This window comes from Cupriavidus pauculus (assembly GCF_008693385.1).
Lineage (GTDB): Bacteria > Pseudomonadota > Gammaproteobacteria > Burkholderiales > Burkholderiaceae > Cupriavidus > Cupriavidus pauculus_D.
The window spans coordinates 1,370,313-1,386,973 of sequence record NZ_CP044065.1; the positions used below are offsets into that span (position 1 = coordinate 1,370,313).

A 16,661-nucleotide genomic window follows, 5' to 3' on the forward strand; every position below is an offset into this window, starting at 1 on the left:
AATTTGAAAAACATGGAGGAGACAATCATGGCAAGCCCCCGCATCGATATCCGGACGTTCATCGACGAACGTCCATTCAGCAGATACCAGCTGCTGGTTGTGGCACTCTGCACGCTCATCGTATTCCTTGATGGATTCGATACGCAGGCCATTGGTTTCGTGGCACCAGCCATCAGCAAGGAGTTCCTGATCAGCCGGGCCGAGTTGAGTCCCGTGTTCTCGGCGAGCCTGGTCGGCATGATGCTGGGTGCGTTGGCGGGCGGTCCGGTCTCGGATCGTTTCGGTCGTCGTCCGGTCCTCTTGGCCGGACTTTTCTACTTCGGCGTCATGTCGCTGCTGACGGCGCTTGCGCCTGACGTCAAATGGCTGCTCATTCTCCGGCTGATGACCGGCCTGGGCCTCGGATGCGTGATGCCGAACGCGATCGCGCTGACCAGCGAGTTCGCGCCGGAGCGCGTGCGTGCGACGACCGTCATGCTGATGTTCTGCGGATTCTCGCTCGGCGCGGCCCTGGGCGGGTTCGTCGCCGCAGCGCTGATTCGCGATCTTGGATGGCAGTCCGTGTTCATCGTCGGCGGCGTGCTGCCGTGCCTGGCGGCGGTGGCCGCGTGGTATCTGTTGCCCGAGTCGCCAAGCTTCCTCGTGGTCAGGAATGCGCAGAAGGCGCGCGTGCTACGCATTCTTCGCAAGTTCGGCACGCCCATCGCCGACGACGCCGTATTCACGGTACGAGCCGACGAGAAGCAATCGCAGAAATCACCGGTGCGCCAGCTGTTCGCGGAGAAGCGTGCATGGCTCACGGTGCTGTTGTGGATCGTGTTCTTCATGAGCCTGATGGACATGTACTTCCTGGCCAACTGGCTGCCGACCGTCATCAGCGATACCGGCGTGCCGGTGGAGTCGGCTGCGCTAATCACTTCCATGCTGCAGATCGGCGGTACGGTCGGCACGCTGGTATTGGGGCGCGTATTCGACAGGGTGTCCCCGTTCCGCGCACTCGCGGCGATCTATCTGCTTGCGGCCGTTTTCATCGTACTGGTGGGCGGCGCGGGGCAGTCGGTCCCCATGCTGGTGGTGACGATCTTTGGAGCAGGCTTCTGCGTCATCGGCGGGCAGATCGGTGCCAATGCGCTCGCCGCGCAGTCGTATCCCACGGCCATGCGCGTGACCGGCGTGGGCTGGGCCCTCGGTATCGGTCGAGCCGGCTCGGTGGTGGGGCCCGTGGTGGGTGGCCTTCTCCTCTCCCAGCAATGGGAGGTGAAACATCTCTTCATGGTCGCGGCCGTCCCGGTAGTGATTGCATCGGTCGCGTCATTCGCCATCAGTCTGTCCAAACGGCAGGCGGCAGAGCCCAGGGCGCTCGACGACGCCAGCTCGCCATCCGGCGCGGGCTGATCGCCCACGCGCCGTCCATCGCAGTAGTTCCCGCATGAGCGGGCACCCACAAGAGGTGCCCGTGTGGATGCGCTCGTCCGTGCCACCTCTCATGCCGGCCGAGCCATCCGCGCCATACAACAAAGACAGGAGACATCGAAATGAACCGCTCGCATCTGTTATATCGATCGTTGCTGACAGGCGTTGCACTGGCGGCGACCCCAGTGGCCGTTCTGGCGCAGTCCGTGACGCTGTACGGCGTGATCGACACCGGCGTCGAATACATGAACGGCATTGGTCCGGCACGCCACAGCGTCACCAAGGTGCCAAACCTGACGGGCACCGTGCCGTCGCGCTGGGGCATGCGCGGCACCGAAGACCTTGGTGGCGGCCTCAAGAGCGTCTTCGTTCTTGAGTCGGGCTTTGCGCCCGATGCCGGCACGTCCGGGCAAGGCAACCGGCTGTTCGGACGCCAGGCGTATGTGGGTCTTGCGGACAGCTGGGGCCAGGTCGCGGTGGGCCGGCAATACACGATGCTGTTCTGGGCCACGCTTGACGCCGATGTGTTCGGACCAAACGTCTATGGCACGGGCTCGCTCGACAGCTACCTGCCCAATGCCCGGGCCGATAACGCCATCTCGTACAAAGGAAAGTTCGGAGGGCTGACGCTCGGGGCCACCTACAGCTTCGGGCGGGACAGCGTCAACGCCGGTCCGAGCCCCGTAGGTACCAACTGTGCGGGCGAGAATGCGGCCGACAAGCGGGCGTGCCGCGAATGGTCTGCACTGGTCCTGTACGAAACGTCCAGGTTCGGCGTGTCCGCAGCCTACGACTCGTTGCGGGGCGGCCCCGGTGCATTCGGCGGGTTGACGCGCAGCAGTCTTCGTGACGATCGACTGTCGCTGGGCGGCTACATGCTGATCGACCGGGCCAAGCTGGGCGCGGGCTGGATCCGGCGCGACAATCGCGGCAGCGTTACCCCGCGTAGCGATCTCTGGTATGCGGGCGCACTCTACGACATCACGCCAGTCATCAATATCGGCGCACAGGTCAACTATCTGCGCTTCCACGACAGCGGCAACAAGGCGGTTCTATATGCCTTGCGCGGCGTCTACAGCCTGTCCAAACGCACATCGCTTTACGCTACCGCGGGCTATATCGACAACGGCGGCCAGGCCGCGTTCTCGGTCAGCCTCAATGCGGCTGGCGCGACGCCGGGGCCGGGTCGCGGTCAATTCGGGACCATGCTGGGCATCAAGCATACGTTCTGATCGCACTCATTGGCCGCGCCACTACCTGGGTGGATTGAGCGGCAATGGGTCTCGTTACTGCGTAACGATGATCGTAGCTTCAGCCCGGCGGGCCCGCTGGCTTCGATGGTGCGATCAATCTCGGATAAGCGGACGTGTTAGCGATACCGATCGACGAAGTCACGCCGCCGGGTTCGATGGCCGCGACCATGTTGACCAGCGAAAGGTTCAGATTGACCTGCGCAATGACTTCGAGAATGGCATCTTGCCGATATCCCGCGTCCGACATCCGTTGCAGATCATTGCGCAGCGGCACATCCGGGTTGTCGAGCAGGGAGCGCACGAACGCGAGACAGACCGCATCCTTGGCAACATCGCTGTTCCCCATTCGATTGGCGGCCATTTCGACCCCATTGAGGCCTTCGGCGCGACCGCTTTCGCACAGGCCGGCGATCGAGAAGATCGACAAGCCGAGTTGCGCAAGGAAGAGCGTGATGCGCAATGTCGTCTGTCTGCCTAGCAGCCCGTCGTCGGCCAGATCGGAGAGCAGGGCGACGGTGCCGGCGCCGGCCTGTGTTTCGAGCACCTCCGTTACGGCGCGCGCATGATGAGTCGAGTCCATGATGACAGTCACGTGAGCTGCGGTCGTCGCTACGACGCTAGTCGGGCCCGACGCGCAGCATATTGCTGGCAATCGCCGCGGGCGCCGCTGAGATTGGCGCCAATGGCTGGGCAATGTCGCGAAGAATCCATTTGCCCACGCGAAAGTCCCACGAACGAGCCGCCAGATTTGCGTCCGGGCGGACCGACATCGTGCCGGTGAGCTGCAGAATCTGCTTGCGCCCGACGTCAGCGATGCACAGCCCAGCGGCAATCGCCTCGGGACCGCTGGCGCATGCGTTGTTGAAGCTCGGGTCCGCCGGCGCGTCGATACGGAGCGTCGTCTGGTCCGTGACACCGATAAAGCCGGCGGCACCGCTGAATGCGGAGATGACGGGACCGACTGCTGACTGGCAAACGACGTAGGCGCAGTCCGCGCCTCGGGCAATGATCTGGACCGAGCCGCGAAGATCCAGACCGGCGGCGGATTGGACTGGCAAGCATGGGTTCCCCACCTCAAACGATGTTTCATCGAGTCTCGTCGGCGGGGCACCGGCCGATGCCCGGGTGATGACGATTTCCGCGCCTCGCGCATCCAAACTCGAGATCTCGCCACCGAGGTGACAGGCCCCGCCGTGCCCCATGGCCCGGATTGCCACCTGATTGTTGTGGCCGACATTTTTCCAGAGCGGATCGTCGTCGTCGCGGTATCGTTTCGGCACGCTGATCGTCAGCGATGCATTGCCGAGTCGTGCAAAGCCGCCCGGCCCGAACAGTGGGGAGGCCCACAGGTTCCCGGAAGCATCGGTGCTTCCCAACACGACCATCTGTAGCGAGGAAAGGACCAGATCGGGCCTGAGGTTGCGAGCGTCCGTCGTTCTCGGCCCTAATTCCGGAACATTGTTTTGTGAGTGGAATTGACCTTTGTCGCCCATAAAATTCACGCGCGAAATTTAAAGCAGAATATGCAAGAAATCGTTCTATTTTACAATGCTCAGGTCGGCATCTTGTAAGTCTGGACTTCCATAATCGAATAATAAAGGAAGAGGGTTGCTATAGTACGGAATCGTGTTCAATTCAAGTCGCCAGCCAAACGATTGATGTTGGAAAGGTTTCGTGTGTATTGCCGATCCGGAAATTCTGCGAAATAATTTGTAAAACAAGAATAGATGCAGGGTGCAACACATAATTTCGCAGGGAGTAATAATGGATCACGTGCATTTAATGACCGTTTTTGTGGCGGTCGGGGAGGATGAAAGTTTTGCTGGTGCAGCCCGCCGACTCGATCTCTCGCCCGCGGCGATTACTCGCGCGATTGCCTGCCTCGAGGGGCGCCTGGGCGTGAAGCTGCTATTGCGGACGACCCGCAGCGTACGGCTGACCGAGGCCGGCCGGCGTTATCTCGACGATGCCAAAAATATCCTCGCGAGCATCGTCGAAGCCAATGAGGCGGCAGCCGGTATCAACGCGTCGCCAAGGGGGAACTTGTCGGTGACGGCGTCGGTGCTGTTCGGCAAGGCGTTCGTGATGCCGTGCATCGTCCATTTCCTGCGCGAATACCCGGAAGTCGAAGTGTCGGCCATGTTTCTGGACCGCACGGTGAACCTCATGGATGAGGGCATCGATGTGGCCGTGCGGATCGGGAACCTGCCTGACTCGAGCCTTAAAGCTCTGCGCGTGGGGCAGGTGCGTCGCGTGTTGTGTGCGTCGCCGGACTATCTTCGCAAGCATGGCATTCCTCAGCACCCCGCCGATCTGCTGCGTCACACGATCATCGCGGCAACGAGCGTTTCCCGAAGAGCGGAGTGGAAGTTCGGTGCCGCCGAAGAGCCGACCCTGGTTCGCACCACGCCGCGACTTACCGTGACCAGCAATGATGCCGCGGTGGAGGCCGCCGTTGCCGGCGTTGGCATTTGCCGGCTGCTCTCGTACATGGTCTCGGACGAACTCCATAATGGGAGCCTCAAGATCGTTCTGGAGGAGTATGAGGAGACGCCGTGGCCCATTCACGTCGTTCACCGGGAGAGTCGCCTCGGATCCACCAAGGTCCGCAACTTTATCGACCTGCTCGTGCATCGGCTTCGCGCGCATCAACATCTAAATTGAGAGGCCGAAAATCGGCTAAATGCGTTTGCGTTACGCAGTAACGAGGCTCCCCATGAATACGGCAAAGCAGCGATGACTGCCGCTACCTCTGCTGGGCCGCGGATTCGACGCGTGCGCCCGATTGGGCGCGTCCAGGCTTCTGCATGAAGGCATCGGTGAGCGTCACCACGTCATCCAGCCTCGTGTCCATGACGAAGTGCCCGCCGTCCAGCACGTGCACTTCGGCTGCCGGATTGTCACGCCGGAATGCCTCGGCGCCAGCCACCGTAAACGCCAGGTCGTGCTTGCCCCAGACCACGAGGGTAGGGAGTTGCTGCTTTCGCAGCCATGCCTGCCAGCGCGGGTACGCCGCTATGTTGGATTGATAGTCGTAGATCAGGTCTGCCTGAATGCGGGCCTGGCCCTGCCGATTCAGATAGGCGTACTCGTCCATCCACAAATCCGGATCGTAGGCCGCGACATTGGGGTCGCTGCCAATATGGCGCGCGCGCGTGGCGGCCACCGACTGATGCACGCGGACGACTTCGCCTTCGTGCGATGCGCGGTCCGTCCAGAAGGCCTTGCGCTGTGACCACATTGCGCCAAGGCCCGCTTCGTACACGTTCCCATTCTGGAAGACGAGCGCTCGCACGGCCTGCGGACGTGCCTCGGCCATCCGCATGCCGACGGGCGCGCCGTAGTCTTGCATGAAGAGCACGTATCGCTGCAAGCCGAGGGTGTCGGTGAACGCCTGCATGACCTTCGAAAGATTGTCGAAGGTATAGGAAAACGTCGCCGGATCGGGCGCGTCGCTATTGCCAAAGCCTGGGTAGTCGGGGGCCACGAGGTGGTACTTGTCCCCGAGCCTGCGCATCAGTGCGTCGTACATGCGTGAAGAGCTGGGAACGCCATGGAGAAGCAGGATGGCGGGTTTCGCCTGATCCCCCGACTCCCGGTAGGCGATGTTGACGCCATCGATGGCTACCGTCTGGTAGCTGACGGTGGCCGCCTGTGCGGCGTCGGTGACGGCGATGGCAGCTGCAAGCGCGCATGCGGCGGCGATGCGATTCATGACTTCCCCTGAGCGTCGTTGAGTGATGCGACTCTAGGGGAATGAGTGGCCGGCCCGATATGTCGTGCAGCGAAATTATGTTTTACGCGTCGCGAATGCGGTCGCCGTCAAGAGCCGATTGTCCCATCGATGGATCAAAGGTCTCCACTTTCTGTCTTTATTTGTGATGTGAGGAGGAACATCATACGCGTCAGGTGAACGGAGGGGGGGCGCCGAATGTCGGTCATAGGTGAGCTTCAGCGGGTGAGAGAGGGTTCGCACTACCGCGCATTTTCGCTCTGCGGCCTCAAGTCGGCGATGGCGCCTTTCGTCAACGTCGACCACGTCTGGATATGCGGTCCCGCAGGGCCGGTTTGCCAGCATACGAACGCCCCTTATGTGTCCTATCTTTTCCCGGACTCCGAAACGGGGCTTCGTATCAGGGAGGTGTCGGGTGTCGAGCGCGTCGTGCGTCCCGGCGGAATCAGCTGGACCACGAGCGGACAGCATGCGCTCGCGGAGCAGGCGCCCCTCGAGCCAGGGAAGACCGTGCATGCCGTCCACGTCGGCGTGTCGCTGACCAGCGTTCGCGACCGTATGGCCACCGCGCCGTGTCAACTGGCGCCGGAGGATATTCCTGCAGACCTGCCGCCGGGTGGGATAGTCCGCGTCCTGGCCGGGGCCCACGGTGCCACGCGATCGTCGCTCGAGCTCGCCGCGGAGATCACCATGCTCGATATCGCATTGAACGACATGGCCGAGGTATCCATACCCGTGCCTCCAGATCATTGCGCGATGCTGCTCCCGGTCTCGGGGACCATGATCGTCGATGGCCAGAGCTTCGACCCTGCCGAACTGCAGTTGCCAATATTGCCGGCGCGCGAAGAGCCTTACGCTGCGTGTGTCGGGGCCCGACATGGCGCAGCGCAGGTGATGTTGCTCATGGGCTGTCCGTCTCCGCGGATCCGACGCTTTGCCGGGTGACGCCGTAACACCGACGTGGTGCCATTATTTTGGCAGACGTCTGCCTAAATTGAAGAGAGAAGCGGTATTCACGACAACACTACGGAGATTCTATGAAGCTTGTCAGCTTTGTTCATGGCGGCCATCCTGGCTTTGGTGTAGTAATGGGCGACAAGGTTCTCGACCTTGCCCCTTACCGGGCGCAGGTGGGCGCCACCCTTCGCGAAGCGCTTTCGACGGGGGCCCTGGTCCGTATCGGTGAGCTTGCGTCGACTGTGCCGGCGACGATCCCGCTCGCGGACATCACGTATCTGCCGGTCGTCGTCGACCCGGGGAAGATCCTGTGTGTCGGTATCAACTATGCATCGCACGTTCGCGAGACCGGTCGCGAGATGCCCCAGTATCCGATGTTCTTTACGCGGTTCGCCGACTCCCAGGTTGCACACGAACAACCGATCGTGCGGCCCACGGCCTCGCACAAGCTCGACTTCGAAGGCGAGCTGGCGGTTGTCATCGGCAAGACCGCGCGTCATGTACCGGCCGCCGACGCACTTGACTACGTGGCCGGCTACGCCTGCTACAACGACGGGAGCGTACGCGACTGGCAGAAGCACACCATCCAGTTCATTCCAGGCAAGAACTTTCCCCTCACAGGGGGCTTCGGTCCGTGGCTCGTGACGACGGACGAGATCCCCGATCCGTCCCGGCTCACGCTGACCACGCGCCTCAATGGCGAGATCGTGCAAGAGGCCCGTACCGACGACCTGATCTTCAGCGTTGGCGATGTCATCGCCTATTGCTCGACGTTCACGGAACTCCGGCCCGGAGACGTGATCATTACCGGCACGACGGGCGGCGTCGGTGCGTTCCGCAATCCTCCGCTGTGGATGCGCCCAGGCGATATCGTGGAGGTGGAAATCTCGGGAATCGGCATCCTGCGGAACGGGATCCGCGACGAATAACGGGGGCGAGCACGATGACGACCTTGCAGAGTACCACTCCGCTCCAGCTGCATCATTTGCATCTGCATAGCGAGTCCCCCGGGCAACTGGCCGAGTTCTATCGGAACTTGTTCGAGTTGGATGCCGTCGCGGCGCCGGACGGCATCTACGGGCTGACGGGCGGCGAGCGCGCCATAGTGATTCATCCCGGGGCGAGCGGCGAGCTCGCGATGGCGGCGTATGCGGCGCGAACGCGCGAGGAACTATCCGTGTTGCGCGAGAGGCTTTCCGACGTCGCCCGGGATGGCGGCATCGGTTCCGAGGTGTTCTTCGAGCCCGGCGCCTTCTCGGTAACCGATCCGCAAGGCCGGCGTTTGCTGTTCGGCGTTCCGCGTACAAGGCGCCGACCGGATCGGATGGCCGCGCGGCTGCAGCATACCGTGTTCCAGACCACGGACCTCGCGACAATCGTGGACTTCTACGTGAATCGCGTGGGTTTTGCCATCTCCGACGAAGTCGTCGCCGACGATGGTTCCATCACGACCTGCTTCCTGCGATCCGACGACGAGCACCATACGCTCGCGTTCTTCCAGGGCTCGAACAACGTTTGGGATCATCACTGCTACGAAACCGGCTCCTGGAACGATATCCGGGACTGGGGCGATCGCTTTGCCAAGGTCCGTCGCGGCATCTTCTTCGGCCCGGGCCGGCATGGTCCAGGCAATAACCTGTTCTTCATGATTACCGATCCCGATGGAAACCGCGTCGAGCTGTCGGCGGAACTCGAACATGTCCGCGCCGGGCAGTCGCCGGGGGTGTGGCCGCACGAGGAGCACACACTGAATTCGTGGGGACGTGGCTGGATCCGGACGTAAATGACAATGCGCGGGTCCGGCTGGCGCCGGCCCGCGCATGAGGCGTGGATCAGCATCGCGGAAGTTTGCTGCTAGCGCGATCGAGGCTGAAGCGACGGACCGGTGAAAAACATGACCTGTGCGCCGTAGGGAGCATGGAGCATGGCATGCCGCGCGGTTTCCTGCGCGAGGTAGACCGGAACACGAAGATCGCTGGCATCGTACGATTCTTCCTCGAGCGTCACCATCCCCGAGATCGGAAGAAAAAATGCCCGCTCGCCGGCTGCGATCGGAATCGCCAGTGACCGGCCCGGACGCACGGTGATGTCCAGCAATGTGACATCGGTCGGCGGCACGAGAGGCGAGCGAGTTTTCCCAAAGCCGCCCACCGGGATACGAACGGTGGCATCGACGGTTTGCACCACAGGGATGTCTTCCGGTTCCAGCGTCAGCGTGAAGGCATCTATGTTTCGACGCTCGGGTGCGAGGTCGACGAAGATCTGCAGCGAGTGGACAATTTTTCCTGTCTCGACAGGCTGCCCCTCGTGGTCGATGCCGGAGCCCGCGGTCGTCCAGTGCAGCGCGCCCGGGCGGATCAGATGACGGGCACCGAGCGAGTCGTGGTTGTCCACGCTCGTTTCGGAGTCAAGGAACAGGTACGAAACGGCCGACATCCCCTCATGATGATGCATGGGAAACGTCGGACCGCTCATCCACGCATGATCGACCCCGAGAAACGGGTCGATCAGCGAGGCCGCCCCTCGTAATGCGTTGGCGCGGAAGTGATTGCCGTGCCGGAACGGCTTGAGGTGGGTCGTGATCAGCATGCCGGACTCACGCCGCCTTGGATTCCGCCAGCGTCGGATAGTCGGTGTAGCCCTGCGCCGTACCGCCATAGTAGCCTGCGCGCTGAGGTTCGTTCAGCGGCGCATCAGCCTTCACGCGTTCGAGGAAGTCGGGGTTCGCAAGGACCATCTGGCCATAGGCTTCGAGATCGGCCAGACCGTTGGAGATGTCCTTGCCAATATCGGCCCGCGCCCGACCGGGGCGATTGAGCATCAGCACACCTTGCCAGAGCTTGTGAATGTCCGCCAGCAGCTGCTCGTTGCCGAGGTGCATGACATGGATGTAGGCCAGGTCGAGCGAGTCCAGTTCCTTCACGAGATAACGATACAGATCCGGGCCTTCACTCCCTTCGTCGATGCCCCCCATCTTGTTTCCCGGGGAGAGGCGGATGGCGGTGCGGTTCGCGCCGATTTCCTCGGCGATGGCCCTGGTCACCTCGATGGCGAAGCGCGCGCGGTTTTCGATCGAGCCACCGTATTCGTCGGTACGGGTGTTGGCGCTGGGCGCGAAGAACTGGTGAATCAGATACGAGTTGGCACCGTGAATTTCGACGCCATCCGCGCCGGCCTCGATCGCGCGGCGCGCCGCGGTCCGGAAATCCTGGATGGTCTGGCGGATATCGTCCTGCGTCATCGCGCGCGGCACGGGGATATCCAGCATGCCCTTGAGCGTGAACATCTGCGCGCCCGGCGCGATTGCCGAGGGGGCCACGGGCTGGCGATGATGGGGCGTGTTGTCGGGATGGGACATGCGGCCCACGTGCATCAGCTGGATGAACAGGCGGCTGCCTTTCGCGTGCACCGCCTCGGCCGTTTTTTTCCAGCCGGCAACGTGCGCGTCGGTGTAGATGCCGGGCGTCGAGATATAGCCCTGACCATCGTCGGATGGTTGAGTGCCTTCGCTGATGATGAGGCCCACCCCAGCGCGTTGGCCGTAGTACAGCGGCGCCAGATCGCCCGGCGTGCCATCGGGCAGTGCGCGCGAACGTGTCATCGGTGCCATCACCACACGATTCTTCAGCGTGTAGCCGCCAACGTGGATCGGGTCGAACATGGTCTTCATAACGAACTCCTCGTAGATGGGATGATGATGAATAATGGTCTGCGCCCGATGCTGGATAAAGGGCATTTCCGGCAGCAGATTGTTCCATTCGCGCAGCAATGCGCGCATGGTCATCGGGATGACGATTCTTGGGACGCGATCATGAAGGGGAGGGCGGCGCCTGGATGCTCGACGCGCTCGCCGGGCGGAACCGCCACCGCGGTCATCCGGCACAGCAACCTGCTCAGGCTGACCTGCGCCATGACCTCCAGCACTTCTGCCTGGCTATAGCCCGCCTCGGACATATGCCGGACGCTTGCCGCAAACGCGGTGGGCTCTCGGTGCCGGATAAGTGCGGACACGAATTGCAGGCATACGGTGGCTTTTGCGTCGTAGCTATCGCCCTGCTGGTTGGCGGTCATTTCGGCCCCGTTGAGGCCGAGCGTGCGCCCGGACTCGCGCAACGTGTCGATGGTAAAGATAGATAGCCCTGTCTGAGCCAGATATAGCGCGATTCGCAGCGTTGTCCGTTTGCCCAGCGCGCCATCCTGCGCGAGACCCGACATGAGCGCAATGGTCTTGGCGCCTGCCTTCGTGTTACTGACGAAAAGTCTGCGACGCTCCTGGGAATCCATACGAGATACCGCCAAAGATCGTTCCACACGGAACCATTCTGGCAAATGACGCAGGACTCAGGAACGATTCATCGAGCAAGTCACCATTTCGCTGCACGCAATGCGTGATCGCTTCGGGCGCTGGCTCCGAAACTCACGCCATGACGTCAGGAATGGAACGATTTCCGGCATGGCGCAGGCACTCGAGCATGTTCGTGACCGCCGAGCGCCGCATGCCGTCTTCCCGCCAGTACATCGATACCGATCCGAAACCCGAGAGGCGAAGCGGCACGATGCGCAACGCGCCGAGCGCCTCCAGCCGGAGCGCGGTCCGATGCGAGGCCAGGCCGATCATGTCGCTATTGCTCAGCAGCGTGAGGTTGAGGATGGTGCTATTGCTCTCCACCGTATCGACAGGAAACGCGCATCCCACCTCCGCGAGCGCTGCCTCCATGGCGTGTCGGATCGGTGTGCCGCGCGGCCATACGACCCAGCGGTAGGCCAGCAAATCGGACCACGACAGATCGCTGCGCGCGGCCAGCGGATGGCGTGGCCGCGCGACGAAGTGCAGGGGTTCCATGTACAGCGATTCCGCGCGGATGTGCGCTTCCTGCAGTTCCGGCGCGGAGCGGCCGACCACGATGTCCAGTTCGCTACGCGCCAGTTGCTGCATCAGGCGATCCATGGTCGCCTCGATCACGCGTACCTGCGCGCGGGGCATTCGCTGCAGCAGGCTCAGCACGGCGAGCGGCACGGTATCCGCCGCGGATGCCCCCGAGGTGCCGACGACGACGAGGCCGCTGCCGCCTTCGCTCAGCGTTTGCAGGTCGTCGCGCGCGCTGTCGAGCTGGCCCTGGATGCGCCGCGCATGCTCGATGAGGGCGATGCCGGCGGGGGTCGGCTGCAGGCCGCGGGCCAGCCGTTCGAACAGCGGTGTTCCGATGTCGTCTTCCAGCTCTCTGAGCCATTTGGAAAGACCTGGCTGAGTCGTATTGAGCAGCGCGGCGGACTGGCTCATGTTCCCTGTCTCGGACAGCGCCAGCAGCATATGCAGATGCCTGAGGCGCAAACGGTGCGTCCAGTCCATGATGCTCACCTATATGTTTTTTAGTATCGAACCAAGCGAAAATTCATTTCAAATAGTATAGAGCGGCGCGTATAAAAGCGAGGTAGAGCGGCGCGACCGAAGCGCCGCGGAACATTCGGAGACGACATGTCAGAACATCGAGAGGAAACGCGCGCCACGCGGGCGGATTACTACGCGCGTATCGGGCTAAGCAACATGGCTCCGCTCTGGGAGTCGCTGCACGCGCTGGTGCCGCGCGAACCGCATCCGCAAGTCATTCCGGCCATCTGGAAGTACGAAGCGGTGCGGCCGCTGGTCATGCAGGCGGGTGGCCTGATCAGCGCGGAGGAGGCCGTGCGCCGCGTGCTGGTGCTCGAAAATCCGGGCATCCCCGGCAAGTCGAGCATCACGTCCACGCTGTACGCGGGATTGCAGTTGATTCTTCCCGGCGAGGTGGCGCCGAGTCACCGCCATACACAATCCGCATTGCGCTTCATCGTCGAAGGCAAGGGCGCCTGGACCGCCGTCAATGGCGAACGGACCACCATGCATCCCGGCGATTTCATCATTACGCCTTCCTGGACGTGGCACGACCATGGCAATCCCTCGCTCGACGACGGGGGCGAGCCAGTGGTCTGGCTGGACGGCCTCGACATTCCGCTCGTGCAGCAATTCGACGCCGGGTTCGCCGAAACCTATCCGGAAGCCCAGCAGCCGGTGCTGCGTCCCGAAGGGGATAGCCTCGCGCGCTTCGGCCACAACATGGTGCCAGTGCGTCACCGGGTCACGGACCCGACCTCGCCGCTGTTCAGCTACCCGTATGCGCGGTCGCGCGAGGCACTGGACCGGTTGCTCCGCCACGGCGAACTCGATGCGTGGGATGGCGTGAAGCTGCGCTACGTCAATCCCGCCACCGGCGGCTGGCCGATGCCGACGATTGCGACCTTTATGCAGCTGCTGCCCGCCGGCTTTCAGGGCAAGACGTATCGCAGTACCGACGCCACCGTGTACAGCGTGGTGGAAGGGCGCGGTACGGTGCGTATCGGCGAAGCGCAGTTCCAGTTCGAGCCGCGCGACACGTTTGTCGTGCCATCGTGGGCACCGGTACAACTCGCCGCGCGCGACGACGCCGTGCTGTTCAGCTTCTCCGATCGTCCGGTGCTGTCCGCACTGAATCTGCTGCGCGAAGCGCGCACCTGATTGCACCCAAGTTCGCCTGCAGCGGCGCGCGCCTGACGGACGCGCCGGGGCGGCACTCACCCTTCTTATCCGGAAACCTGACCATGAAGTTCGTTTTTACGCCTCCCGCCACCGTATCCGTGCCCGTCGCCGGTACCGATGAAGCCTTCGCCATTCGCCGCGTCTACTGTGTGGGCCGCAATTACGCCGCCCATGCGCGCGAGATGGGTTTCGATCCGGACCGCGAACCGCCGTTCTTCTTCTGCAAGCCGGCGGACGCGGTACTGCCCGTGCTGGACGGCCAGACACTCGAATTGCCGTACCCGTCGCAGACCGGGAATTACCACTATGAGGCCGAACTGGTGGCCGTGATCGGCAAGTCCGGCTCGGACATTGCCGTCGAAGACGCGCTTGACCATGTCTATGGTTATGCCGTGGGCCTCGATATGACGCGGCGGGACCTGCAGATGAAGATGCGCGAAATGGGCCGCCCCTGGGAAATCGGCAAGGCGTTCGACGCGTCGGCGCCGATCGGTCCGATCCATCGCGCCGCCGATGTCGGACATCCGCAGAAGGCCGCGCTTACGCTGACGGTGAATGGAGAAACCCGCCAGTCGAGCAACGTGACGCATCTGATCTGGTCGGTACCCGAGACGGTGGCCTACCTGTCGCAGTTCTTCCGCCTCGAACCGGGCGACGTCATCTACACGGGGACGCCCGAAGGCGTCGGTGCCGTGGTGAAAGGCGACCTCATGGTGACCGCCGTGGAGGGACTTGGCGAACTGAACGTTCGGGTCATCTGAGGTACGGAGGCCTATTGTGCAGCTCTACAGCTTCTTCAACAGTTCCACGTCGTACCGGGTGCGCATCGTGCTCGGCCTGAAGGGTCTGCCGTACGACTACCTGCCGGTCAATATCCGTGCCCTGCAGCATCAGGAGTCGGAGTACGTCGATGCCGTCAATCCGTCGGCATGCGTGCCGGCGATCGCGGATGGCGATTTTCGGCTCGGCCAGTCGATGGCGATCATCGACTGGCTCGATGCCCGCTATCCCGTACCGCGGATGATTCCCGAAGAGCTCCATCAGCGTAGCCGCGTGCTGGAGCTGGCCAATCTCATCGGCAGCGATATCCACCCGGTCAACAACCTGCGCGTGCTGCGTTACCTCGAGACTGTGCTCAAGGTTTCGCCCGAGCAGAAGAGCGCCTGGTACCGGCACTGGATCGACGAGGGCATGCGGGGCGTGGAACGGTTGCTGGAGCGGCATGGCCACGGTGTTTACTGTTTTGGCGACGCGCCCACGCTTGCCGATGTGTGCCTGGTACCGCAGATGGCAAACGCCATGCGCATGGGGTGCGACCTGAGCGTGTATCCGCATGCGCTCGGGGTCTACGAACACGCCTCGCTGCACCCGGCGTTCGCCGCGGCCGTGCCGTCCCAGCAACCGGACTACATCGCCTGAACCGCACGCTGCGGGCAAGACACTGTTTCGCTGCACGCTATACCGGGAATGCCTTCGACTCCCTAGAGTTGTAGCTCAATGCAACGCCAGGGAGCGGCATCTTGGATTCACATGCATCGCCGCACGTATCCGCGGCATCGCGCGAGCGCCTGTTGCGGGTGCTTGCCGCCACCACGTTCATCATTTTCTTTCAGGGTTACATGGTGGCCCCGATCATTCCCGCGCTGTCCACGCTGTTTCATACCAGCGAGCAGCACGCCGGATTGATCGTGCCCGCCTATCTCATCCCCTACGGCGTCGCGACACTCGTGTACGGTCTGCTGGCCGACCGGCTCGGCATTCACCGCATCATGCTGGGGTCGCTGGCCGCCTTCGTCATTCTCACCGCGCTTACCGCCACCGCGACGTCCATCGATCAGTTGGCATGGTGGCGCGTGGCGACAGGACTGGGCGCAAGCGGAGTGGTGCCGCTTGGTCTGGCGCTGGTGGGCCGCCTGTTTCCCTACGAGCAACGCGGCCGTCCGCTGGGCTGGATGTTCGGGGCCATGGCGGGTGGCATGGCGTTCGGTTCGCCGCTCGGCGCACTGCTGGTGCCGTCGATCGGCTGGCGCGGGCTGTTCCTGGTGGTCGCGCTCGGTGGCGCGGCCATGTTCCTGACGCTGCTTCCCTTTCGCCGCATCATCGCGGCGGCCGCGATGCCCGTTGCCGGCACGCTGGCCGACGTGATGCGCGGCTTCAAGGCCCTGTTTGCCACACCGCGCGGGCGAACGACGTATGGCTACGTGCTCGTCAACTCGATCTTCCATTCCGGCGTCTTCACCTGGCTGGGTGTTTATTTCACGCACCGATATGGCATGAGCGCGGGGCAGGTGGGCCTTGCGCTGCTCGGCTATGGCGTGCCGGGGTTCCTGCTCGGCCCCTATATCGGCCGCATGGCGGATCGATGGGGCCGTGCGAGGCTGGTACCGGTGGGACTGGCGATCAGCGGGATCGCGGCGATCGTGCTGCTGACGGGTTTTCCTGCCGGCTTTGCGCCGCTGGTCGCCATGGGCCTGTCGCTTGGCTATGACATGACGCAGCCCCTGTTCGGCGGCATCGTGACATCGCTGGGCGGCCAACGGCCGGGGCAGGCCATGGGACTCAACGTATTCATGTTATTCGTCGGCTTCGGGCTCGGCAGCCTGATATTCGGCGCGCTGCTGCACTACGGGTTCGGACCCGCACTGATGGCCTTCGCCGCCATCGAGCTCGCCGCCGCCGCGCTCTCCGTCAAGCTCTTCCGCACGGAGCTGCCGCCCGCGGCGGCGGCGCCGAACCCGGGGCGATAACGCCCAGT

General features: G+C 63.0%; 17 protein-coding genes. 10 read left to right on the top strand and 7 right to left on the bottom strand.

The features are described 5' to 3' along the window. Positions 1–27 precede the first annotated feature (27 nt). Both FOB72_RS06235 and FOB72_RS06240 read left to right on the top strand, forming a co-directional pair. The gene (locus FOB72_RS06235) at positions 28–1,395 is read left to right on the top strand and encodes an MFS transporter (RefSeq protein WP_191002207.1); all 1,368 of its coding nucleotides are present in this window, start codon (positions 28–30) and stop codon (positions 1,393–1,395) included. Between the two features lie 140 nt (positions 1,396–1,535). Next, a complete protein-coding gene (locus FOB72_RS06240; RefSeq protein ID WP_150371741.1) occupies positions 1,536–2,645 on the top strand; it encodes a porin in 1,110 nt (369 codons plus the stop codon). A gap of 79 nt (positions 2,646–2,724) precedes the next feature. Here the strand turns inward: FOB72_RS06240 and FOB72_RS06245 are convergent, their stop codons facing one another. Continuing rightward, positions 2,725–3,246 (bottom strand): hypothetical protein, encoded by a 522-nt coding sequence (locus FOB72_RS06245; RefSeq protein WP_109581060.1) that lies wholly within the window; start codon positions 3,244–3,246, stop codon positions 2,725–2,727. Positions 3,247–3,283: 37 nt separating this feature from the next. Next, on the bottom strand, positions 3,284–4,159 hold the full coding sequence (locus FOB72_RS06250) for a hypothetical protein (protein ID WP_150371742.1): 876 nt from the start codon (positions 4,157–4,159) through the stop codon (positions 3,284–3,286). 271 nt (positions 4,160–4,430) lie between these two features. Between FOB72_RS06250 and FOB72_RS06255 the strand changes: the two genes are divergently transcribed. Next, positions 4,431–5,330, top strand: coding sequence for a LysR family transcriptional regulator (locus FOB72_RS06255; RefSeq protein WP_109581062.1), 900 nt, complete (start codon positions 4,431–4,433; stop codon positions 5,328–5,330). A gap of 82 nt (positions 5,331–5,412) precedes the next feature. On the opposite strand, the gene FOB72_RS06260 is transcribed toward FOB72_RS06255, so the two are convergent. Then, positions 5,413–6,381, bottom strand: coding sequence for an alpha/beta fold hydrolase (locus FOB72_RS06260; RefSeq protein WP_150371743.1), 969 nt, complete (start codon positions 6,379–6,381; stop codon positions 5,413–5,415). A gap of 216 nt (positions 6,382–6,597) precedes the next feature. Here FOB72_RS06260 and FOB72_RS06265 point away from each other — a divergent pair, with 216 nt between their 5' ends. From FOB72_RS06265 to FOB72_RS06275, 3 genes are all read left to right on the top strand, one after another. After that, positions 6,598–7,344 carry a pirin family protein gene (locus FOB72_RS06265; RefSeq protein WP_191002208.1) on the top strand — a complete coding sequence of 249 codons (747 nt, stop codon included), beginning with the start codon at positions 6,598–6,600 and terminating at the stop codon, positions 7,342–7,344. 92 nt (positions 7,345–7,436) lie between these two features. Further along, positions 7,437–8,285 (top strand): fumarylacetoacetate hydrolase family protein, encoded by an 849-nt coding sequence (locus tag FOB72_RS06270; protein WP_115952305.1) that lies wholly within the window; start codon positions 7,437–7,439, stop codon positions 8,283–8,285. Between the two features lie 14 nt (positions 8,286–8,299). Next, positions 8,300–9,139, top strand: coding sequence for a VOC family protein (locus tag FOB72_RS06275; RefSeq protein WP_150371745.1), 840 nt, complete (start codon positions 8,300–8,302; stop codon positions 9,137–9,139). A 71-nt stretch (positions 9,140–9,210) separates the two neighbouring features. Here the strand turns inward: FOB72_RS06275 and FOB72_RS06280 are convergent, their stop codons facing one another. The 4 genes from FOB72_RS06280 to FOB72_RS06295 all read right to left on the bottom strand — a co-directional run bounded on the left by FOB72_RS06280 (position 9,211) and on the right by FOB72_RS06295 (position 12,706). Further along, the gene (locus FOB72_RS06280; protein ID WP_150371746.1) at positions 9,211–9,945 is read right to left on the bottom strand and encodes a pirin family protein; all 735 of its coding nucleotides are present in this window, start codon (positions 9,943–9,945) and stop codon (positions 9,211–9,213) included. Between the two features lie 7 nt (positions 9,946–9,952). Beyond that, positions 9,953–11,026, bottom strand: a complete 1,074-nt coding sequence (locus tag FOB72_RS06285) for an alkene reductase (protein ID WP_150373769.1) — start codon at positions 11,024–11,026, stop codon at positions 9,953–9,955. A 110-nt stretch (positions 11,027–11,136) separates the two neighbouring features. After that, positions 11,137–11,640 carry a hypothetical protein gene (locus FOB72_RS06290; protein ID WP_109581067.1) on the bottom strand — a complete coding sequence of 168 codons (504 nt, stop codon included), beginning with the start codon at positions 11,638–11,640 and terminating at the stop codon, positions 11,137–11,139. Positions 11,641–11,773: 133 nt separating this feature from the next. Next, positions 11,774–12,706, bottom strand: coding sequence for a LysR family transcriptional regulator (locus FOB72_RS06295; protein WP_150371747.1), 933 nt, complete (start codon positions 12,704–12,706; stop codon positions 11,774–11,776). 126 nt (positions 12,707–12,832) lie between these two features. On the opposite strand from FOB72_RS06295, the gene gtdA reads away from it, so the two are divergent. From gtdA to FOB72_RS06315, 4 genes are all read left to right on the top strand, one after another. Further along, positions 12,833–13,885: a gentisate 1,2-dioxygenase gene (gtdA, locus tag FOB72_RS06300; protein WP_109581069.1), complete on the top strand. Its 1,053-nt coding sequence runs from the start codon at positions 12,833–12,835 to the stop codon at positions 13,883–13,885. Positions 13,886–13,968: 83 nt separating this feature from the next. Then, positions 13,969–14,667: a fumarylacetoacetate hydrolase family protein gene (locus FOB72_RS06305; RefSeq protein ID WP_150371748.1), complete on the top strand. Its 699-nt coding sequence runs from the start codon at positions 13,969–13,971 to the stop codon at positions 14,665–14,667. Positions 14,668–14,683: 16 nt separating this feature from the next. Further along, positions 14,684–15,325: a maleylacetoacetate isomerase gene (maiA, locus tag FOB72_RS06310; RefSeq protein WP_150371749.1), complete on the top strand. Its 642-nt coding sequence runs from the start codon at positions 14,684–14,686 to the stop codon at positions 15,323–15,325. A gap of 101 nt (positions 15,326–15,426) precedes the next feature. After that, complete coding sequence (locus FOB72_RS06315) at positions 15,427–16,653, top strand: MFS transporter (RefSeq protein ID WP_223851435.1); 1,227 nt, start codon at positions 15,427–15,429, stop codon at positions 16,651–16,653. Positions 16,654–16,661 lie beyond the last annotated feature (8 nt).